The organism is Agromyces mangrovi (assembly GCF_030296695.1).
Taxonomy (GTDB): Bacteria; Actinomycetota; Actinomycetes; order Actinomycetales; family Microbacteriaceae; genus Agromyces; species Agromyces mangrovi.
This window is the reverse complement of the sequence record NZ_AP027737.1, coordinates 2,672,300-2,691,643: the sequence shown is the minus strand read 5'-3', so window position 1 is coordinate 2,691,643 and position 19,344 is coordinate 2,672,300. Positions and strand designations below refer to the sequence as shown.

Annotated in this window: 20 protein-coding genes and 1 pseudogene; 8 read left to right on the top strand and 13 right to left on the bottom strand. The window is 73.2% G+C overall.

Translation table 11 applies throughout. The features are described 5' to 3' along the window. Positions 1 to 104: 104 nt before the first annotated feature. The 4 genes and pseudogenes from QUE38_RS12780 to QUE38_RS12765 all read left to right on the top strand — a co-directional run. Positions 105 to 194 (top strand): annotated as a pseudogene (locus tag QUE38_RS12780) (hypothetical protein); the annotation flags it as partial. Between the two features lie 129 nt (positions 195 to 323). Further along, positions 324 to 512: a hypothetical protein gene (locus tag QUE38_RS12775; protein WP_286311895.1), complete on the top strand. Its 189-nt coding sequence runs from the start codon at positions 324 to 326 to the stop codon at positions 510 to 512. 34 nt (positions 513 to 546) lie between these two features. Next, the gene (gene arfA, locus QUE38_RS12770; protein ID WP_286308660.1) at positions 547 to 2,070 is read left to right on the top strand and encodes an arabinosylfuranosidase ArfA; all 1,524 of its coding nucleotides are present in this window, start codon (positions 547 to 549) and stop codon (positions 2,068 to 2,070) included. Between the two features lie 118 nt (positions 2,071 to 2,188). After that, positions 2,189 to 2,797, top strand: coding sequence for a hypothetical protein (locus QUE38_RS12765; RefSeq protein WP_286308658.1), 609 nt, complete (start codon positions 2,189 to 2,191; stop codon positions 2,795 to 2,797). A 35-nt stretch (positions 2,798 to 2,832) separates the two neighbouring features. Here the strand turns inward: QUE38_RS12765 and QUE38_RS12760 are convergent, their stop codons facing one another. Further along, positions 2,833 to 3,477 (bottom strand): GNAT family N-acetyltransferase, encoded by a 645-nt coding sequence (locus tag QUE38_RS12760; RefSeq protein WP_286308656.1) that lies wholly within the window; start codon positions 3,475 to 3,477, stop codon positions 2,833 to 2,835. A gap of 36 nt (positions 3,478 to 3,513) precedes the next feature. Here QUE38_RS12760 and QUE38_RS12755 point away from each other — a divergent pair, with 36 nt between their 5' ends. Genes QUE38_RS12755 through QUE38_RS12745 form a run of 3 tightly spaced genes read left to right on the top strand, consistent with a single transcriptional unit; the run spans position 3,514 to position 5,133 of the window. Continuing rightward, positions 3,514 to 4,434, top strand: a complete 921-nt coding sequence (locus QUE38_RS12755) for an aminoglycoside phosphotransferase family protein (protein ID WP_286308654.1) — start codon at positions 3,514 to 3,516, stop codon at positions 4,432 to 4,434. Positions 4,435 to 4,468: 34 nt separating this feature from the next. Beyond that, positions 4,469 to 4,849, top strand: coding sequence for a thioredoxin family protein (locus QUE38_RS12750; RefSeq protein WP_286308651.1), 381 nt, complete (start codon positions 4,469 to 4,471; stop codon positions 4,847 to 4,849). Continuing rightward, positions 4,846 to 5,133 (top strand): YgaP family membrane protein, encoded by a 288-nt coding sequence (locus tag QUE38_RS12745; RefSeq protein WP_286308649.1) that lies wholly within the window; start codon positions 4,846 to 4,848, stop codon positions 5,131 to 5,133. Before QUE38_RS12750 ends, QUE38_RS12745 begins: the two co-directional genes overlap by 4 nt. A 24-nt stretch (positions 5,134 to 5,157) precedes the next feature. On the opposite strand, the gene QUE38_RS12740 is transcribed toward QUE38_RS12745, so the two are convergent. From QUE38_RS12740 to QUE38_RS12730, 3 genes are all read right to left on the bottom strand, one after another. Continuing rightward, positions 5,158 to 5,559 carry a DoxX family protein gene (locus tag QUE38_RS12740; protein WP_286308648.1) on the bottom strand — a complete coding sequence of 134 codons (402 nt, stop codon included), beginning with the start codon at positions 5,557 to 5,559 and terminating at the stop codon, positions 5,158 to 5,160. 111 nt (positions 5,560 to 5,670) lie between these two features. Further along, positions 5,671 to 7,476, bottom strand: a complete 1,806-nt coding sequence (locus QUE38_RS12735; protein ID WP_286308646.1) for a glycoside hydrolase family 3 protein — start codon at positions 7,474 to 7,476, stop codon at positions 5,671 to 5,673. A 1-nt stretch (position 7,477) separates the two neighbouring features. Further along, a complete protein-coding gene (locus QUE38_RS12730; protein WP_286308642.1) occupies positions 7,478 to 8,794 on the bottom strand; it encodes an MFS transporter in 1,317 nt (438 codons plus the stop codon). Positions 8,795 to 8,923: 129 nt separating this feature from the next. Here QUE38_RS12730 and QUE38_RS12725 point away from each other — a divergent pair, with 129 nt between their 5' ends. Beyond that, the gene (locus QUE38_RS12725; RefSeq protein ID WP_286308639.1) at positions 8,924 to 10,147 is read left to right on the top strand and encodes a TetR/AcrR family transcriptional regulator; all 1,224 of its coding nucleotides are present in this window, start codon (positions 8,924 to 8,926) and stop codon (positions 10,145 to 10,147) included. A gap of 51 nt (positions 10,148 to 10,198) precedes the next feature. Here QUE38_RS12725 and menC read toward each other — a convergent pair whose 3' ends face one another. The 9 genes from menC to QUE38_RS12680 form a co-directional block, all read right to left on the bottom strand. Continuing rightward, complete coding sequence (gene menC, locus QUE38_RS12720; protein WP_433996908.1) at positions 10,199 to 11,116, bottom strand: o-succinylbenzoate synthase; 918 nt, start codon at positions 11,114 to 11,116, stop codon at positions 10,199 to 10,201. A gap of 139 nt (positions 11,117 to 11,255) precedes the next feature. Next, positions 11,256 to 12,077, bottom strand: coding sequence for a GNAT family N-acetyltransferase (locus QUE38_RS12715; protein ID WP_286308637.1), 822 nt, complete (start codon positions 12,075 to 12,077; stop codon positions 11,256 to 11,258). Positions 12,078 to 12,093: 16 nt separating this feature from the next. Continuing rightward, the gene (locus QUE38_RS12710; protein ID WP_286308635.1) at positions 12,094 to 13,365 is read right to left on the bottom strand and encodes an FAD-binding protein; all 1,272 of its coding nucleotides are present in this window, start codon (positions 13,363 to 13,365) and stop codon (positions 12,094 to 12,096) included. Positions 13,366 to 13,382: 17 nt separating this feature from the next. Further along, complete coding sequence (gene sufU, locus QUE38_RS12705; protein ID WP_286308634.1) at positions 13,383 to 13,838, bottom strand: Fe-S cluster assembly sulfur transfer protein SufU; 456 nt, start codon at positions 13,836 to 13,838, stop codon at positions 13,383 to 13,385. Then, positions 13,835 to 15,133, bottom strand: coding sequence for an aminotransferase class V-fold PLP-dependent enzyme (locus QUE38_RS12700; RefSeq protein WP_286308633.1), 1,299 nt, complete (start codon positions 15,131 to 15,133; stop codon positions 13,835 to 13,837). Before QUE38_RS12700 ends, sufU begins: the two co-directional genes overlap by 4 nt. Positions 15,134 to 15,177: 44 nt before the next feature. Next, positions 15,178 to 15,879, bottom strand: coding sequence for a phosphatase PAP2 family protein (locus QUE38_RS12695; protein ID WP_286308631.1), 702 nt, complete (start codon positions 15,877 to 15,879; stop codon positions 15,178 to 15,180). Between the two features lie 27 nt (positions 15,880 to 15,906). Beyond that, on the bottom strand, positions 15,907 to 17,151 hold the full coding sequence (locus QUE38_RS12690; RefSeq protein ID WP_286311828.1) for a multidrug effflux MFS transporter: 1,245 nt from the start codon (positions 17,149 to 17,151) through the stop codon (positions 15,907 to 15,909). 269 nt (positions 17,152 to 17,420) lie between these two features. Continuing rightward, positions 17,421 to 18,563 (bottom strand): glycerate kinase, encoded by a 1,143-nt coding sequence (locus QUE38_RS12685; protein ID WP_286308629.1) that lies wholly within the window; start codon positions 18,561 to 18,563, stop codon positions 17,421 to 17,423. Next, on the bottom strand, positions 18,560 to 19,267 hold the full coding sequence (locus QUE38_RS12680; protein ID WP_286308627.1) for a ThuA domain-containing protein: 708 nt from the start codon (positions 19,265 to 19,267) through the stop codon (positions 18,560 to 18,562). The genes QUE38_RS12685 and QUE38_RS12680 overlap by 4 nt, the downstream gene beginning before the upstream one ends. Positions 19,268 to 19,344 lie beyond the last annotated feature (77 nt).

Genomic DNA, 19,344 nt, shown 5'->3' with positions numbered 1-19,344 from the left:
AGCGGCGTCGGTGCGCAGGGCAGGCGGCAGGCGGATGCCGCGCGCGAGACGCTCCCCTCCGCATCTCCGGCGTCGAAGCAGCCGCCACGCTCGTCGCCGAGACCGTGCACCCGACCACCGCAGACGTGGCCGCGACGTTCGGCGACGGTCGGCCCGCGCTCACGCGCAACCGGCACGCGGCCGGCGAGGCCTGGTACGTCGCGACCGTGCCCGACGCGGCCGGCATCGACGCGGTCGCGGGCCTCGTCGTCGCGGCGTCCGGCGTCGAGCCCGTGCTCACGGGCCTGCCCGCAGGCGTCGAGGTCGCCCGCCGCGGCGATCTCGTGACCGTGATCAACCACGGCCACGAGCCAGCCGAGGTCACGCTCGACGGCGACGACTGGGAGTCGGGCGCGACGATCGGCTCGCGTACGCTCGGCGCACAGGAGGTGCTGTTCGCACGGATGCCCGCGGCCGGAGCCGGCCCCGAGGCATCCGCTGCCCCCGTGCTCGCCCACGCACCCACCGCCTGACCCGCGACCACCCAGGTTCACCGAAGGAACGCAGATGACCGACGCCACCGCCCGCCTCGACCCCTACCACGTCGTCGCCGACATCGACCGCCGCATCTTCGGCGGCTTCGTCGAGCACCTGGGTCGCCACATCTACGACGGCATCTTCGAGCCGGGGCACCCCGCCGCCGATGCCGACGGGTTCCGCACCGACGTCGTCGAGTTGGTCAAGGAGCTCGGCGTCTCGACGATCCGCTACCCGGGCGGCAATTTCGTCTCGGGCTACCGCTGGGAGGACGGCATCGGCCCGGTCGACCAGCGGCCGCGCCGGCTCGACCTCGCCTGGCACTCGACGGAGACGAACGAGGTGGGCCTGCACGAGTTCCAGCAGTGGCTCGACCGGGTCGGCAGCGACCTGATGCTCGCGGTCAACCTCGGCACGCGCGGCACGCAGGAGGCGCTCGACGTGCTCGAGTACGCCAATTCCGATGCGACGACCGCGTGGACGGACCAGCGCGCGGCCAACGGGCATCCGGAGCCCTTCGCCGTCACGATGTGGTGCCTCGGCAACGAGATGGACGGGCCCTGGCAGATCGGCCACAAGAACGCCGATGATTACGGCAAGCTCGCCTCGCAGACCGCGAAGGCCATGCGCATGCTCGACCCGGGCATCGAGCTCGTCGTGTGCGGGTCGTCGGGGCGCAGCATGCCCACGTTCGGGTCGTGGGAGCGCACGGTGCTCGAGCACAGCTTCGACGACGTCGACTTCATCTCGTGCCACTCGTACTACCAGGAGCTGGGCGGCGACGCGCAGGAGTTCCTCGCGTCGGGCGTCGACATGGCGAAGTTCATCGAGTCGGTCGTCGCGATCGCCGACTCGGTCGCCGCGTCGAAGCAGAGCGAGAAGCGCATCATGATCTCGTTCGACGAGTGGAACGTCTGGTACCTGCACAACGAGGAAGGCGGGCAGAACGACAAGCCGGAGGAGCGCGGCTGGCCGGTCGCCCCGCGTCTGCTCGAGGACCGGTACCACGCGCTCGACGCCGTCGTCTTCGGCGACCTGCTCATCACGCTGCTGCAGCACGCCGACCGCGTGCGCTCGGCATCGCTCGCGCAGCTCGTCAACGTGATCGCGCCGATCATGACCGAGCCCGGCGGCCCGGCCTGGCGGCAGACCACGTTCTTCCCGTTCTCGATCACCTCGCGCCTCGCGAGCGGCACCGCGCTGCGCGTGCCCGTCGACGCGGGCACGTTCACGAGCGCGAAGCTCGGCGAGGTCGCGAACGTGAACGCGGTGGCGACCCTCGACGACGAGGGCGTCTCGCTGTTCGTCGTGAACCGCTCGACGACGGATGCCTCCGAGCTGCGCGTCGACCTCGGCCCGCTCGCCGCCCGGTTCGGCCGCGACCTCGCCCTCGCGGAGACCCACCTGCTGCACGAGGACGACCGGTACGCCGCGAACACGCTCGAGGACCCGGAGCGCGTCGGCGTGCGCCCGATCGACGGCGCCGTCGTCGACGGCTCGACGCTCGTGCTGCCGCTGCCCGCGGTGAGCTGGGCGGCCGTCCGGCTCGTCTGATCCCCGGCGGCCGGGGCCCCGACGACGCCCCGACGACGCCGGCGCGCCGTGCGCGCATGCTCCTGTCCCCATTAATGCGGATAGCGGCACGGCACGCCCGCGGGGCAGGATCGAACCCATGGATGTCGGGGGCGCGCGGGCGGTACGAGCGGGTGCCGCGAGCGCACTCGACACGGAGTTGCCGGCGGTCCACCGCCCGGTGCGCGTGCAGACCCTCCGGCCGCGATCCGCAGTGATCCGCGGCATCACGACGCCCATCGCCGGCATCGGCATCCCGGTCGTCGGCGTGCTGCTCTGGACGGCCCTCCCCGAGGGCGACTGGGTGCCCGTGGTCGTGGGCGCCGTGCTCGTGGCAGCGCTGCTCGCCGCGGTGTGGATCATGTTCCGCCGCGTGGCGATCTGGGTCGATTCGACCGGCATCACCGAGCGCGGGTTCTTCGGGGTGCTGCGACACGCGCAGCGGCGCGACATCGACCACGTCGTGCGCCTCGACCTCTACGCGGGGGCGACGCCCGACACGACCCCGCAGCTGTTCGTCGTCGACCGCGACGGCCGCGCGCTCGTGCGCATGCGGGGCGACTTCTGGGATGCAGCGGCGATGGACCGCGTCGCACCGACGCTCGAGGTGCCCGAGCACCGGCACGACGAGCCGGTCGCGATCGACGACCTGCGGGCGGCGAACCCCGAGCTGCTGTACTGGTTCGAGAAGCGGCCGCGCCGCCACTGAGCGGGCGCGGGTTCGCCCCCAACCGGCCAGGCTGCCTACCCGGTCGCGATGCCGAGCAGCGGCGCGTCCGGCGTGCTCGACGGCAGCTCGACGAAGCCGAGGCGGTCGTAGAACGCCCGCGCACCGACGTTCGCCGCGTCCATCGACAGGTGCACGCCTGGCACCCCACGCGCGGTGAGCGCCTCGCGCAGGGTGGCGATGAGCCGGCGCCCCAGCCCGTGGCCCTGCGCCTCGGGCAGCAGGTCGATGTGCAGGTGGGCCGGGTAGGCGTCGAGCTCGGCGATGCGCATGCGCTCGGGGCGACGCCCGTCGGCGATGAGCTGCGCCTCGGTGTAGGCGGGCTCGGCGGCGGTGGGCGTCCGCGCCTCGGGGTGCCGCGCGTCGAAGGCGGGCAGCCACTCGCCCCGCCACCAGTCGACGAACGAAGCCGTGTCGGCGACGCCGAGCACGTACCCGACGACCCGGCCCTCGAGGTCGGCGACGAACGCCAGGTCGGGTGCGTACGCGAGGTAGGGGCGTGCGTAGACGTCGGGCATGAGGTCGTCGTCGGAGTACGCGCCGCGCGCGTCGTCGCCCGCGAGCGCGGTGCGCACGCAGACCTCCGAGACGGCGTCCTCGTCCGCCGGGCGGTACGGGCGGATCACGGGTCGTTCGGTCTGCGGGGTTCCTGGCGCGGTCACGGCCCGATCCTACGGAACCGGCGGGATACTGGGCGCATGGCGGTTTCCGCGTCCCCAGAGCGACCTGCCGTGGTCGGCGCCACGACCCTGCGCGGCCGCGTCGGCCCGCCGATGCGCGCCGCCGACGTGGTGCTGGAGTCGTGGCTCGACCGCTGGCGACTCGCGGCCGACGGCCTGCCGTTCGAGACCCGCACGAGCCGGTTGCTGCCCGTGCGCACCGAGGAGGGCGTCGTGGCGATGCTCAAGGTGAGCCGCAGCGACGAGGAGCGGCGCGGCGGCACGGTGCTCGCGGCGTGGGGCGGGGCGGGCGCGGCGCCCGTGCTGCGGGTGGAGGACGACGCGCTGCTCGTGGTGCGCGCGACGGGCGGGCGCAACCTGGTGACGATGGTCGAGGCCGGGCGCGACGAGGCGGCCACGCGCGTGCTGTGCGAGACCGCGGCGCGGCTGCACGCGGCATCCGATGCCGTGCGCCCCGTCGCCGGCGAGCACCTGGTGCCGCTCGCGAAGTGGTTCCGCGACCTGTCGCCGCAGTCCGACGTGCTCGGGGCGTTCCATCGTCGTGGCGCCGACATCGCCGCCGAGCTGCTCGACGAGCAGGTCGAGGTCGTCGCGCTGCACGGCGACCTGCACCACGGCAACGTGCTCGACTTCGGTGCGTCGGGGTGGCTCGCGATCGACCCCAAGGGGCTGCTCGGCGACCGCGCGTTCGACTACTGCAACCTGTTCTGCAATCCGGGTCACCTCATCCCGCTCGCGCGCGGGCGGCTCGAGGCGACGCTGAAGGTGGTGACGGATGCCTCGGGGCTCGCGCCGCGCCGCATGCTGCGCTGGCTCGTGGCGTGGTGCGCCCTGTCGTCGACGTGGTACGCGATCGACGACGACCTCGTGCACTCGCGGTCGGTCGCGGCGATCGGCGAGCTCGCGGCGGGCGTGCTCGACCGGGAGCTGTTCGCGTGAACATACCCCAGGGGTATCTGCTAGGATAGCCGCCATGCCCACCACGACCATCACCGCGGCCGACCTCACCTCGACCATCCGCGACAACGAGATCGTGCTGCTCGACTTCTGGGCCGCCTGGTGCGGCCCGTGCCGCGCCTTCGCGCCCGTGTTCGAGCGCGCCGCGGAACAGCACCCCGACATCGTCTTCGGCAAGATCGACACCGAGGCCGAGCAGGCACTGGCGGCCGGCTTCCGCATCACGTCGATCCCGACGCTCATGGCGTTCCGCGACGGCATCATCGTCTTCGCCCAGCCGGGCGCGCTCGGCGCCCCGCAGCTCGACCAGGTCATCGCCGGCGTGCGCGCCCTCGACATGGACCAGGTGCGCGCCGAGGTCGAGGCCCAGCGGGCCGCACGCGAAGCGTCGGCGTGAGCCGCCTGGTGCGCGCGCTGCGCTCGACGAGCTGCGGTGCCCGCCCGGTCGACCGTGTCGTGCGCGCACTCGGCGCCGTGTTCGTCGGCGCCGTCGCGATCAGCGTCTGGGACAGCCCGTGGTGCGCGATTCCCGCGGCGATCTGCGCGACCCTGCTCGCGGTCGGCGCGATCACCGGCTGGTGCCCCGACGACCTGCTGCGCGCGGGGCGCGACGTCGAGCCGAACCACCTCGGGTACGAGGAGGCGCGCCAGCCGCTGCTCTCCGGCGAGCGCACCCGCTGACCGCGTCGCGGACGACCGCTCGCGTCAGCCGCGCTTCAGCGCGCCCGTCGACCAGAGGGCCCAGGCGACGAGCAGCGGCTGGAAGAACAGCCGCACGAACCGCTTGCGGTCGGTATCGAGGCCGAACCCGTCGCGCCGCTCGGTGTACTGCGCGATGTTGCCGGGGAAGATCGCGGTGAAGAACGCTGCTGCGACCCAGCCGATGCGGCGCCGCTCCTTCGGCAGCGCGACGAGCGCAGCACCGAGCCCGATCTCGGCCACGCCCGAGGCGACCACGACGCCATCGGCGTCCATCGGCGCCCACGGCGGCACCTGGGCGCGGAACTCCTCACGCGCGACCGTGAGGTGCGTCGCGCCGGCGAACACGAGCGTGCCGCCGAGCAGCACGCGGGCGATGGTGCGGGGGACGGAGGTCTTCGAGGCCATGCGTCCAGTCAAGCGCGGGTCGGGGCGAGCGAACCCGAGAATGTGCACAGAATGCAGGATTCTACGGGAGTGGCGGCTCCGCCCGGCCGCACGACCGGGCGGAGCATCCGATCACTCGGCGTACCGCAGTCCGTGGCCGAACCGGTAGAGCGGGTCGGCGGTGTCGAACGGCACGTCGGGGCGGCTCACCTCCACGGCCGCCATCGAACGCGGCAGGTCGAACGGCAACGAGCCCTGCGGGCGAGCGTCGCCGACGAGGACGTCGAGCAGTGCACGGCCGCTCGCGCCGTAGTTCGCCACCAGCGCCGCCACGTCCCCGGCGAACGGGGTGAGGATCGCCGGGCGGTCCAGGAACACGTCGACGACCGTGGGCACCGCCGCCGCCACCGCGCGCGCGTGCTCGACGATCTCGACCGGGAAGTCGAGCGAACCGGCGTGGAAGAAGTTCTCGAACATCGTCTCGCGCTGCTCCCACGGCGCCTGGAGTCGCAGGATCGCCACGTCGGCGTCGGCCGGCGACTCGACCACCGTGCCGTACTCCGCGGCGACGTCCGGCGCGATGCCCTCGACGTAGAGGCGGAGACCGCGACGGAGCGGGAGCGTCGCGCCCGAGGCATCCGAACCGTTCTCCAGCACCGTCACCGACGCGCGCTGCGCCGCCTCGCCGGCGGCGCGGAACTCCGGCGCGCCGACCACCGTCGATGCGGCCTCGACGTCGACGTCGGGAGCGTCGAAGAGCCCCAGCCGGAACTTCTCGCGCAGCAGGCGGCGGGCCGAGACGTCGATGCGCTCCTCGGTCACCTCGCCCGAGCGCACGAGGTCGATGAGTAGCTCGGGGCACGCCTCGCCGCCGAACTGGTCGACGCCGGCCTCGAGCACCTTCCGCATGCGCTCGCGCGGCGAGAGGTGCTCGACGCCCCAGGCACGGGCCGGGAACGGCTGGCCCATGATCTCACCGTCGGTGATGAGGCCCCAGTCGGTGCAGACGACGCCGTCGAAGCCGTAGCGCTCGCGCAGGAGGCCCGTGACGACCGACTTGTTGAAGCCGAACCCGACCTCCTCGTACTCGGTGCCGATCGGCATGCCGTAGTACGGCATCACCTGGCTGACGCCCGCATCGAACGCGGCTTCGAACGGCGCGAGGTGATGCTCGAACCGACCGCCCGGGTACACCTGCTCGCGCCCGTACGCGAAGTGCGGGTCCTCGCCGTCCCGCTGCGGCCCACCGCCCGGGAAGTGCTTGACCATGGTCGCGACGGAGTGGGCTCCGAGCTCGGCACCCTGGAAGCCGCGGATGTAGGCGGCGCCGAGGCGTGCCGACAGCTCCGCGTCCTCACCGAACGTCGCCACCTGCCGCGACCAGCGCGGCTCGGTCGCCAGGTCGACCTGCGGATGCAGCGCGACGCGGATGCCGACTGCGGTGTACTCCTGGCGCGCGATGTCGCCGAACCGCTCGACGAGCGCCTCGTCGCCGATCGCCGCGAGGCCGATCGCCTCCGGCCACTGCGAGAACGGGCCGGCCATCATCGCGGCCCCCGGGTTGTCGCTGAACGAGTGCCGCGGGTCGGTCGAGATCGTCACCGGGATGCCGAGTCGACTCGTGGCCGCGAGCTGCTGGAGGCGATTGTGCCACTCCGCCATGGTGCGACCGTCGGGCGCCGCGCCGAGGAGGTTGAAGTGCGTCATCCCGCGGTCGAGCACGAGCTCCTCGGTCGACGGCAGCCCGAACACCGGGTTCGGGCCGGCGAGCTCGCCACCCTCCCCCATCGCGATCATGCTCTGGAAGAACAGTCCTGCCTTCTCCTCGAGCGTCATCTGCGCCAGGAGCAGCCCGACGCGCTCCTCGACGGGCAGCGAAGCGTCGAGATGCGACGCCGTCGCTCCATCGGCGGTTCGGCCGGTGATGGTGTCGGTCATGTCACTTGACTCCCTTGATGCGGTAGACGAGCACCGCGCCCGCGAGGGCGACGAATGCTCCGAACAGGTAGAAGACGGTGTAGCCGCCGAGCGCGGTGGTCGCACCGAACGCGATGATCGCCGGCGCGATCGCCGGGGCGATCGACTGCGGGAGAGCGTTGGCGATGTTCAGCACGCCTAGGTCCTTGGCGGTGTCGTCGGGGTTGGGCAGCACCTGCGTCGCGAGGGCCAGGTCGACGGAGAAGAACGCGCCCGCCCCGAGGCCGATGACCGCCTGCGCGACGATCAGCACGGGCACGCTCGGCGCGAATGCGAGGAGCACGAGCCCTGCCACCATGATGAGCCCGGCCGCCGTGACGAACGGCCGACGCTTGCCGAACCTGTCGGACAGGATGCCGCCGATCGGGCTCGAGATCGCCATCATGGCCATCGAGGCGAGGTTCGCGATGAGGATGACCCCGATCGCCTCCTGCTCCCCGAGCGCGAACCGCTCCGTCAGGTAGAACGGCAGGAACGTGGCGATGCCGGCGTACCCGAACATGACCAGGAACTTCGTGATCCACGTCCAGCCGAAGTCGGGGTGGCGACGCGGGTCGAACACGAACGAGCCGAGGAACTCGCGGATGCCGAACCGCTGCGACGGCGGTGCGGCGAGGCGGCGGTCGCGGAGCGTGACGGCGAACAGCACGGCGAGCACCAGGCCGATCGCGGCGGGGACGAGGAACCGGGCGAGATCGTCGTTCAGGAAGTTGACGAGGAAGCTGCCGGCGAGGATGCCGAGCGGCGTCGTGATGCCCACCAGGCCGGACACCTTGCCGCGACGCTCTGCCGGAACCTGGTCGGGCAGGGTGGCGTTCGCGGCGGCGAGCACCGCGTTCATGCCGGCCTGCGCGATGCACCACCCGATCAGCACGATCCACACCGACTCGGCGACGCCGATGAGCGCGAACGCGAGGAACCCGGTGGCCGCACCGCCCACGATCCACGGCCGGCGCATGCCGAACCGGGACGAGGTGCGATCGGAGAGCCGGCCCACGAGCGGGTTGGCGACCAGGGCGAAGACGGCGCCGACGCCGAGCACCAGCCCGAGGGCGCTCGTCGCCTCGGTCGCGTCGGCCGTGATGTGCTGCAGCTTGAACGCCATCGAGACGAGCACGGGCGTCAGCAGTGCGATGTAGATGCCGAAGTTGGCGAGCGCGAGGGTGGGCGCGTAGGAACGCGGCTCGCGACCGGGGGCCCGACCGGACGGGTCGGCGGATGCCTCGGCGAGGACGGACTCGGGCTCGCGGCCCAGTGCCGCAGCAGACTGCTCTGTCATCAGGGGGTGTGTCCTTTCCCGAGTCGCCATCGACCCGGCGGAATGAGCGTAACCCAGAAACCCGACCGACTGGTAACTTTTCTTCTCGATAGGCTCGATCCGACACCGCGAGGCGAGGACGGAGGCATCGTGACAGCCGACGTCACCCCGACCCGACGGCGCTACGCGAAGAGCGCCGTCACCCGGGACCGCATCCTCGACGCGGCGCGCGACCTGTTCGCCGAGCGCGGGTTCCGTTCGGTCTCGCTGCGCGACATCGCCGGCGCCGCCGACCTCTCCCACCCCGGCGTGCAGCGGCACTTCCGCACCACCGCCGACATCCTCGATGCGGTCGTCGCTCGGCTCGAGTCCGACAACGAGCGCTGGCTCGAGGAGACGGGCCGGATGGACGACGGCGAGGCGATGCTGCCGGCGCTCGCGCGCCACAACGCCGCCACGCCCGGCTACGTCGAGCTGTTCACGGTGCTCGCCGGTGAGGCGACCGCGATCGGGCATCCCGCCCACGCGCGCATGCGCGATCGGTACGCCGACCTGCGCGCCCGGTCGCGGGAGGGGCTCGACGTCGACGACGGCGCCGCGGCGAGCCTGGCCGCCGTCTCCGACGGACTGCAGCTCATCTCGCTCTACGACCCCCGCATCGACGTGGGCGGAGAACTCGAGGCCTACCTGGGCTGGCGACGCACGGGCGCAACGGGCTCGAGCACGCCGGTTCCGCCGGGCAGCGTCGACGAGACCGGCGCCCAGGCGCTCGCACGCCTCGTCGGCGACGAGAGCGGCTACGCCACGGGTCGCGCCCGCCGGGCCGCGCTCGTCGAGGCCGCGACCGCACACTTCGCCGCGAACGGGTTCCACGACGCGAGCCTGCGTGAGATCGCAGACGCCGCCGGCATGGCGAAGTCGACGCTGCTGCACCACTTCTCCAGCAAGGACGAACTGCTCGCCGCGGTGCTCGTGCATCGCGACCGTCGCGTCGCCGAACTGTACGGCGCCAACCCGGATGCGAGCGGCGTCGAGCAGCTGCGCGGCGCGGTCGAGGGCGCCCGGCGCAACGCCGGCGAGCCCGGCCTGGTCGAGGTGTACGCCGTGCTCTCGAGCGAGGCGTCATCCGCGTCGCATCCGGCCCACGACTACTTCCGCCGACGTTTCGACGCCGCGCGCGCCGGCTTCGCTGCGGAGTTCGCCGACGCGCGGGCCGCCGGCGCCACCCGGGCGGACCTCGACTCGGCGCGCGCGGCGCTCTGGACGATCGCGCTGTGGGACGGCCTGCAATGGCAGTGGCTCTACGATCGCGATGCGATCGACGTGCCGGCGCTGCTGTCGCGCACCATCGAGGGGATGCTCACGACCGCCTGAGCACCTCGGGCTCGCGCGTGGCCCACGCCCGCAGCAGCTCGTCGCGCACCGTCACGCCCGTGCCAGGGCCGTCGGGCACGCGCAGCTGCCCGCGGTGCTCCCCGTGCCGAGCTCGAACGGCTCGGTGAGGTCATCGGCGAAGTAGCGGCGCGACGCCGACGTGTCGCCGGGCAGCGTGAACCCCGGCAGGCCCGCGAGCGCCACGTTCGCCGCCCGGCCGACGCCGGTCTCGAGCATGCCGCCGCACCAGACCGGCACGTCGACCGCACGGCACAGGTCGTGCACCCGCACGGCCTCGAGGTAGCCGCCGACGCGGCCGGCCTTGATGTTGATCATGCTCGTCGCGCCGCGCTCGATCGCGTCGAGGGCGACGTCGGCGTCGAGGATCGACTCGTCGAGGCAGACCGGCGTCTCGATCTCGGCGGCGAGCGCCGCGTGCGTCGCGATGTCCTCCTCGGGGAACGGCTGCTCGATCAGCACGAGCCCGAACGCGTCGAGCTCGGCGAGCAGCGGGATGTCGTGCGCGCGGTACGCGCTGTTCGCGTCGACCTGGAGCAGGCGGTCGCGGCCGAGCTCCTCCCGCACGGCGTTCACGGGCAGCAGGTCCCACCCCGGCTTGACCTTGAGCTTGATGCGCCGGTAGCCCTCCTCGACGTAGCCGGCGACCTCGTCGAGCAGCTCGTCGATCGAGCCGGCGATGCCCACCGAGACGCCGCAGTCGACCCACTCGCGCTCGGCCCCGAAGTAGGTGCCCATCGACATGCCCTCGCCGCGGAGCTGCGCGTCGAGCACGGCCGCCTCGAGCGCGGCCTTCGCCATGCGGTGCCCGGCGACGAACGCGAGGGTCTCGGCGACCGACTCGGCCGTCACCGCGTCCTGCGCGAGCAGCGCCGGCACGAGGTAGGTGCGCAGCACGTGCGCGGCGCCCTCCACGTACTCCGAGCTGTAGAGCGGGTCGGCGCCCGCCACGCACTCCCCCAGCCGTCGCCGACGTCGCTGCGCACGTGCACGAGCAGCACGTCGCGCGCCGACTGCGTGCCGAAGGACGTCTCGAAGGGGCGCACGAGCGGCATGGCGACCCGGTGCAGTTCGATCTGTTCGATGCGCATCAGCGCCCTTCCGTCGGGGTGTCGCCGGGGCTCGATACCCGGTCGGGGTCGTCGTCGGTGAACACGTAGTCGCCCGCCGCGTCGAGCTCGGGGCGGAGGCCCGCGTCGACGGCGGCGGCGAAGGCCCGTCGAGCGTCGTCGCGGTGGTGGGCGGCCTGCTCGGGGGCATCCGCTCGCAACGCCTCGTAGTCGGCGACCAGCGCGAACCCGGTGTCGCCCCGCCAGTCGGGCTGCGGCTCGCGCGCGAGGGCGCGCAGCACCCGGGGCGCGGCCAGCCGCCAGCGCACCTCGAGCCGGTCGCTGTGGTCGGTGCCCGAGATCGCGTCGCGCAGCTCGCCGTAGAAGTCCGGCAGCACCTCGACCACCTCGGCGCCCAACCGCACCAGGTTCATCCGGGCGTTGCGGCGGATCAGCGGATCGAACGTCCAACGCATCTCGTCGACGCCGTGCTCGAGGCACAGCGCCCGCTGCACGAGCTTCAGCGACACGCCGATGCCCCGCCCGCGGCCCCGCGGCAGCACCGCGTTCATGTGCGAGTGCAGGTGGATGCCGCCCGACCAGCCGACGAACCCGTAGGTCGCGCCGACCGCACCGTCGCCGTCACGTGCGACGAGCACCGTCGCACCCGCCTCCAGCATCGCGCGCAGGTGCGGCCAGTCGGGGCTGCGGCCGGCTCCCCAGGTCGCGGTGAACACGCCGATGACCTCGTCGAGGTCGGATGCCGCAGCCGGACGCACCTCGACGCCCGACGCGGCGCACGCGGCCGCCGCCTCGTCGACCGCGGCGCGCAGCACCTCGGAGTCGATGACGTCGGTGGGCATGCCTCGACGCTAGTGCTCAGAGGCCGAGGCGCGCGAGGAAGTCGTTGCGGAACGCGCCGCTCGGGTCGTAGCGCTCGCGCAGCGCGGCGAAGTCGCCCCAGTGCGGGTAGAGCTCGGCCATGCGGGGCGCGGCGGAATCGACGTCGAAGAGCTTGCCCCAGTGCGGGCGCGCGTCGAACGGCGCGAGCGCCTCCCCGAGCTCGTGCACGAGTGCGTCGACCGCGGGCTGCTCCTGGCGGAACGTGAAGTGGATGCCGACCGCGTCGGTGCCCGCCGCGGGCGAGAGCCACAGGTCGTCGGCCGCCATCGTGCGGACCTCGCTCGCGAACAGGAGCGGCGCGATGGCCGCGGCGTGCGTGCGCACGACCTCGATGGCCGCCACCGCGTTGCGGCGCGGCACCAGGAACTCGGCCTGCAGCTCCTCGCCGCGTGACGGCGTGAACCCCAGGCGGAAGTGCGGCAGCCGGTCGAGCCACGCCCCGGGAACGCCGAGCTGGTCGGTGCAGTGCTCGGCGTCGGGGTTGCCGAGGGGGTCGACCTTGACGGTCGCCTGGCGCGCGCCGAGCAGTTCGTCGGGCGCCTGCCCCGAGGCATCCGCCCGCCGCTTCAGCCACACCTGGTCGACGGCGTCCGGGTCGCGCCAGGTGAAGAACATCGAGACGCTGTAGCCGGCGCCGGTGACCGCGTCGAGGTCGGCGAGCACCGCGTCGAGCGGCACGCGCTGGTAGACGGTCTGCGCGATGTCGAACGTCGGCACGATGTCGAGCTCGACGTGCGTCACGACGCCGAGCGCACCGATCCCGACCACCGCGCCGGCGAAGTCGGGGTCGCCGCGACGCAGCAGGACGCGCTCCCCCGCGGCCGTGACGAGCTCGAGCCCGGCGACCGCGCTCGACAGGGTGCCGACGCGGTCGCCCGACCCGTGCGTGCCGGTCGCGATCGCGCCCGCGACCGAGATGTGCGGCAGCGAGGCGAGGTTGGGCAGCGCCCAGCCCGTGTGCTGCAGCTGGCTGCCGAGGTCGCCGTAGCGGATGCCTCCGGAGGTGCGCACCACGCGGCGTTCGGCGTCGATCGCGACCTCGGCCGGCAGGCCGGCCGTCGACACGAGCAGGCCGTCCGTGTCGGCGATGCGGTTGAAGCAGTGACGGGTGCCGAGCGCACGGATGCCCGTGCCCGCGTCGGCCGCGGCGCGCACCTCGTCGGCGAGTTCGTCGACCGAGCCGGGCGTCGCCACCCGCTCGGCGCCGTACGCGAGGTTGCCCGCCCAGTTGCGTTGCTCGGCCCCCATGTGCTGTTCCCTTCCGATCAGCCGCGCGCCGCGTGCCGCTGCACGAGGTCCTCCGCGGCGACCCACGGCAGCATCGCGCACTTCACGCGCGCGACGTAGCGCGACGCGCCGCCCAGTGCGGCCGCATCGCCGAAGCGCTCCTCGTCGAGTTCGAGCGTGCCGCGCGAACGCAGCACCGTGCGGAACTCCTCGATGAGCGACGTGAGCTCGTCGTCTGCCATGCCGGTCGGCTCCTCCTCGAGCAGCGCGGCCAGCATCGACGCGCTCGCCTGCGAGATGGAGCACCCCTGCCCGGTCCAGCCGACCTCGACGACCCGGCCGGCGTCGTCGCGCCGCAGCGCGAGCGTGACCTCGTCGCCGCACGTGGTGTTGAGCTGGTGGCTCGTCTCCTCGCCTTCCTCGAGCCCCACGCCGTGGGGTCGCTTCGAGTGGTCGAGGATGATCTGCTGGTACAGCTGGTCGAGGCCGCTCATGCCGCGCTCCCGGCGACGCCGAAGAAGCTGCGGATGCCCGAGACGGCGTCGAGCGCCCGGTCGATCTCGTCGGGGGTGGTGTGCACGCCCGCGCTGATGCGCAGGCTCGCGGTGAGGCCGAGGCGTCGGTGCAGCGGCTGCGCGCAGTGATGGCCGACGCGCACCGCGATGCCGAGGTCGTCGAGCACCTGGCCGGCGTCGTGCGCGTGCACGCCGTCGACGTCGATGCTCGCCAGCGCGACGCGGCCGTCGGCCCCGGGGCCGCCCAGCACGCGGATGCCCGGCATGCCGGCGAGCCCGTCGTGCAGCCGCTCGGCGAGGGCGTGCTCGCTCGCCGCGATGCGGTCGAGGCCGATCTCGTCGACGAAGCGCAGCGCCTCGGCGAGGCCGATCGCCTGTGCGATGCGCGGGGTGCCGGGTTCGAACCGCGCGGGCGCGGGCAGGAAGTGCGCCTTCTCGAGCGTCACGGTCGTGATGGCCGAGCCACCGTAGAGGTGCGGCGGCAGCGCGTCGAGCAGCTCGCGGCGACCCCAGAGCACGCCGATGCCGTTCGGCCCGTACACCTTGTGCGCACTGAACACGGCCGCGTCGACGCCGAGTTCGGCCGGGCGCAGCGCGAGGTGGGGCGCGGACTGGCAGGCGTCGAGCACGACGAGCGCGCCCACCGCGCGGGCCGGTGCGATGAGCGCGTCGAGCGGCGACACGCGACCGGTCGCGTTCGAGACGTGCGCGACCGCGAGGATGCGGGTGCGGTCGGTGATCACGTCGGCTGCGGCATCCGCCTCGATCACCCCGTCGTCGTCGACGGGCACGACCTTCAGGCGCGCGCCGGTGCGGGCCGCGAGCTCCTGCCACGGGATGAGGTTGGCGTGGTGCTCGAGCTCGGTGACGACGATCTCGTCGCCTTCGGCGAGCGCGTGCGCCGGGTAGTCGGCGCCCGCCCCGCGACCCGTGCTCGCGTGCCCGATGGCGGTCGCGAGCAGGTTGAGCCCCTCGGTCGCGTTGCCCGTGAAGACGACCTCGTGCTCGCTCGCCCCGAGGTGGCCGGCGACGGTGCGGCGGGCCTCCTCGTAGCGCTCGGTGGCCTCGGCGGCGAGCGTGTGCGCGCCGCGGTGCACCGCGGAGTTCGCCTCGGCGTAGAAGGCGCGCTCGGCGTCGAGCACGCGCAGCGGCTTCTGCGCGGTCGCGGCGGAGTCGAGGTAGGCGAGCGGATGCCCGTGCACCTCGGTGGCGAGGATCGGGAACTGCGCCCGGATGTCGACGAGTTCGCCCTCGGTCAGCGGCGCGGAAGTCACCCTCCCAGCGTACGCGTCTGCGCCGGCGGGGCGGCCGGGAGCGGTCAGGCGGCGGTCGTCGTGCGGGAGCCGGGCGGATGCCACGCCTGCCGCTCGCGCTCGAGCGGCCGTGCGAACGGCGCCCACAGGATGAGCGCGACGCCCGCGCCGACCAGCAGTCCCCCGATCGTGTCGGTGAACCAGTGCACGCCGAGGTACGTACGGCTGACCAGCATGAGCACGACGTACGCAGTACCCGCCGCCCACACCCAGACCCGCGGCACGATGACCCCGAGGGTGACCGCGATCGTCGCCGCGTTCGCCACATGCCCCGACGGGAATGAGCCGAAATCGCTCGTGACGAGCATGTCCTCGGGGCGGGCGCGGCCGAAGAGCTGCTTGAGCAGCTGCACCAGGCCGGCGCTGGCGACGGATGCCGCGAGGAAGTACGCCGCACCCCACGGCCGGCGCAGCAGGAGCAGCAGGCCGATCGTGACGAGCGGCACGACGAACACGCCGACGATTCCGCCGCCGAGCCAGTCCATGGCCGTCGCGAGCCAGATGCCGACTGGGCCGCGGATCTCGAGGATCTCCTCGGCCCACTCCTCGTCGATCTCGACGGGCAGCCCGTCGAAGCGCCCGGCGATCAGCAGGCCGAGCCCGGCCGCGAGCAGCACGGCGGCGATGCCGCTGAAGAGGGGGACGCGTCGCCCGACGCTGCGCGCCTCGGCTTCGGCCGCGGCATCCGCTCGCTCGCTCTCCCCCATCGGTCCACGCTATCGCGTGGAATGAGGTCAGTCGCTGAGAGGCGGCACGGTGCGTGGGCGCACCACGATCCAGAGCACGAGGATCGCCACGACGATCGCGATGCCCATGACCGCGCCCATCGGGGTGGACGAACCCACGCCGAGCAGGCCGATGAGCGGCGAGATGAGGCCCGCGAGCCCGAAGTTCAGCGCGCCGAGCAGCGACGCGGCGGTGCCCGCCTCAGAACCGTGGTGCGCGAGCGCGAGCACCTGCACGGCCGGGAAGTTGAAGCCGCAGGCGGCGATGAAGAACCAGAGCGGGATGATCACGCCCCACAGCCCGGCGCCCGCCTGGTCGAGCACGACGATCGCGATCGCCATCGAGAGCTGCACGATCGTGGTCGTCGCGAGGATCCACTGCGGGCCCACGTCGAGCTTCGACATGAGGCGCGACGAGGTCTGCACGCCCGCGACCACGCCGATCGAGTTCGCGGCGAACAGCAGGCCGTACTGCTGCGCGTCGAAGCCGTAGACGTCCTGGAATACGAACGACGATGCCGACAGGTAGGCGAACAGGCCGGTGAAGTTCATGCCGCCGATGAGTGCCACGCCGATGAAGATGCGGTCGGTGAACAGGGCCTTGTAACGCTGCCCCATCGTGGAGTGGCCCGGCTGGTGGCGGCGCTGCTTCGGCAGCGTCTCCACGAGCAGCACGAGCACCGCCACGAGCACCGCCGCGCCGTAGCCGGCGAGCACCCAGAAGATGCCGCGCCAGTCGGTGATGAGCAGCAGCTGCGAGCCGATCACCGGCGCGATCACGGGCGCGAGACCCGACACGAGCGCGAGACGCGAGAGCATGCGCACGAGCGGCTTGCCGCCGAACAGGTCGCGCACCATCGCCATCGCGACGACCGCGCCGGCGGCCGCGCCGAAGCCCATCAGCAGGCGGAAGGCGCCGAGCCAGAAGATGTCGGGCGACAGCGCCGCGCCGACGCACGAGAGCACGTGCAGCACGGTCGCGAGGATGAGCGGGAGCCGCCGCCCGATCTTGTCGCTCCACGGGCCGACGACGAGCTGGCCGAACCCGAAGCCGAGCATGGTGCCGGTGAGCGTGAGCTGCACGGCCGCCGCGGTCACGCCGAGGTCGGACTCGAGCGCCGGGAACGCCGGCAGGTAGAGGTCGATCGTGAACGGGCCCAGCGCGGTCAGCGCGCCGAGCACGAAGATGTACGTCAGCCGCTGGCGGCGCGTCAGCGCGTCACCCGCGTGCGGGGTGCGCGCATCGCTCGGCATGACGATGGGGATGGGGCTCGTCGCGGTCACTGCGTTCCTGTTCGAAGGGTCACGAGCGATGCGCGCCGTCGGGCACCGTCTGGGGCGGAAGGTGAGGAATGGCGGGCCGCGTGCGCGCCGCCGGAGTCGGATCGACCGGATCTGCCGCGATCTCGAATCGATTCGATGCGTTCCGCCAGTCTAGCGCCGCCGCGGCGCGCGCCGAAACCCGTCGAGGTATCGGCGCCCGTCATGGCCGGTTCAGGCGACGGATGCCTCGGGGCCCGTGCTCAGCCCGCGGCGACCTCGCCGGCGAGCCGCGCGCCCGCCTCCTCGAGCCAGTGGAGCGTGCGGGCCATGGCCTCGTCACCGCTGCCGGCCAGGTCGGTGAGCGAGACGGATGCGACGAAGTCGCCGGTCTCCGCGGCGATCGCGCCCGCGACCAGGGCGACCGGCACGCCCGCGGCCAGCGCGGTCGCCCGCACCTCCGACGGCACCTTGCCCGCCTCCGACTGACCGTCGAACCTGCCTTCGCCGGTCACGACCACGTCCGCGCGGTCGATCGCCGCGGCCAGCCCGATCGCCTCCGCGACGGCGGCGGCGCCGCTCACCGCGGTCGCGCCCCATGCGAGCAGCCCGTACCCGGCGCCGCCGGCCGCACCCGCGCCGGGCGTCTCGGGGGCGGGCGCCGGCCTCGGGGCATCCGCCGCCTCGAAGCCGTGGCGCAGCACGCGCACGAAGCGGGCGAGGTGTGCGTCCATCAGCGCGACGGTGTCGGCGTCGGCGCCCTTCTGCGGGCCGAACACGGCTGCCGCGCCCGCAGGCCCGAGCAGCGGGTTCGTCACGTCGCTCAGGATCACGGCGCCGCCGGGCGGCAGGGGCCGCAGGCCCGACAGCTCGATCGCGTCGAGGTCGCCCAAGCCGCGGTTGCCGGGCGCGACCGGCTGCCCGGAGGCATCCGTCGCCCTGGCACCGAGCGCGGTGAGGGCGCCGAGCCCACCGTCGGTCGAGGCGCTGCCGCCGATCGCGAGCAGTAGGCGGTCGACGCCCGCATCGAGGGCGGCGGCGATCGCTTCCCCGAAGCCGATGGTGTGCGCGTCGAGCGGCTGGAGCGGATCGAGCAGGGTGATGCCCGACGCACTCGCGAGCTCGACCACGCCGAGGCGCTCACCGTCGGCGCCGGTGAGGCGCAGCCAGCTCGTGTCGACCGGGCGGCCGTCGGGCCCGGTCACGCGCACGGGCATCCGCTCGGCGGCCGGGTCGGCGGCAGCGAGCGCGTCGACCGTGCCCTCACCGCCGTCGGCCATCGGGCGGGCCAGCACCTCGTCGTCGGGGGCGGTGCGCGCCCAGCCCGCGGCGAGCGCCGCTGCGGCGTCGGCGGCCGACGCGGTGCCCTTGAACGAGTCGGGGGCGAGCACGATGCGGCGGCTCACGGGCGCTCCTCGAGCAGCCAGCGCACGGCGTTGCGCAGCAGCGTGACATGCTCGGGGCTGTCGTATGAGCGCATGTCGTGGCCGAACGCGTCGTAGACGAGCCGCGTGCGGCCGATCTCGCGCGCCCACACGAGCGGATGCTGCTCGCCGTCGTAGGTGTGCTCGACCAGCGGCACCACGTGCTCGCCGATCGCGAGGTCGGTGTACTTCTCGTCGTACAGCTCGAAGTCGGCGAGGCCGGCCACCACCGGGTGCGCACCGACGTGGACCTGCACCGACGCCGTGCCGAGCGGCGGGTGGAACGAGAACTCGGCGTCCCACTCGCCGTCGAGCAGTTCGTGCCACTGCGGCAGGTCGCGCAGCGACGCGGATGCCGCGTGCATGCCGAGCAGGCCGATGCCGCGCTCGACCGCCTCGGCGAGGTTCGCGCGCTCCGCCGCGAGCACGTCGGGCGCCGGCGTGCGGCGCTCGCGCTCTGGCAGCAGGGTCGCGTCGACGAGCGAGCGCCACGGGTCGCCGGTGTGCACGACGAGCAGGTCGACGCCGGCGAGACCGGCCGCCAGCCGTGCATCCGTGTCGTGCACGATCTCGACCGTGAGGTCCTCGTCGACGAGCAGGTCGGCGAGCGCCTGGGACGTGTCGATGAACGGGTGGAAGGGGTCGTCGTAGCGTCCGTGCCCGGACAGGATCACCGCGTTCGGCATCGGCCGCACCTCCTCGCGCGTCGGGGATTCGCGCTCGTTCGTATTCTGCACCCCTCGCGCTGCGGACGCCGCCACGG

Excerpts from the sequence above, each read along its gene's own strand:
- arfA (WP_286308660.1), top strand. The coding sequence starts at position 547 with ATGACCGACGCCACCGCCCGCCTCGACCCCTACCACGTCGTCGCCGAC.
- QUE38_RS12765 (WP_286308658.1), top strand. The coding sequence starts at position 2,189 with ATGGATGTCGGGGGCGCGCGGGCGGTACGAGCGGGTGCCGCGAGCGCA.
- QUE38_RS12755 (WP_286308654.1), top strand. The coding sequence starts at position 3,514 with ATGGCGGTTTCCGCGTCCCCAGAGCGACCTGCCGTGGTCGGCGCCACG.
- QUE38_RS12750 (WP_286308651.1), top strand. The coding sequence starts at position 4,469 with ATGCCCACCACGACCATCACCGCGGCCGACCTCACCTCGACCATCCGC.
- QUE38_RS12740 (WP_286308648.1), bottom strand. The coding sequence starts at position 5,559 with ATGGCCTCGAAGACCTCCGTCCCCCGCACCATCGCCCGCGTGCTGCTC.
- QUE38_RS12735 (WP_286308646.1), bottom strand. The coding sequence starts at position 7,476 with ATGACCGACACCATCACCGGCCGAACCGCCGATGGAGCGACGGCGTCG.
- QUE38_RS12730 (WP_286308642.1), bottom strand. The coding sequence starts at position 8,794 with ATGACAGAGCAGTCTGCTGCGGCACTGGGCCGCGAGCCCGAGTCCGTC.
- QUE38_RS12715 (WP_286308637.1), bottom strand. The coding sequence starts at position 12,077 with ATGCCCACCGACGTCATCGACTCCGAGGTGCTGCGCGCCGCGGTCGAC.
- QUE38_RS12710 (WP_286308635.1), bottom strand. The coding sequence starts at position 13,365 with ATGGGGGCCGAGCAACGCAACTGGGCGGGCAACCTCGCGTACGGCGCC.
- sufU (WP_286308634.1), bottom strand. The coding sequence starts at position 13,838 with ATGAGCGGCCTCGACCAGCTGTACCAGCAGATCATCCTCGACCACTCG.
- QUE38_RS12695 (WP_286308631.1), bottom strand. The coding sequence starts at position 15,879 with ATGGGGGAGAGCGAGCGAGCGGATGCCGCGGCCGAAGCCGAGGCGCGC.
- QUE38_RS12690 (WP_286311828.1), bottom strand. The coding sequence starts at position 17,151 with ATGCCGAGCGATGCGCGCACCCCGCACGCGGGTGACGCGCTGACGCGC.
- QUE38_RS12680 (WP_286308627.1), bottom strand. The coding sequence starts at position 19,267 with ATGCCGAACGCGGTGATCCTGTCCGGGCACGGACGCTACGACGACCCC.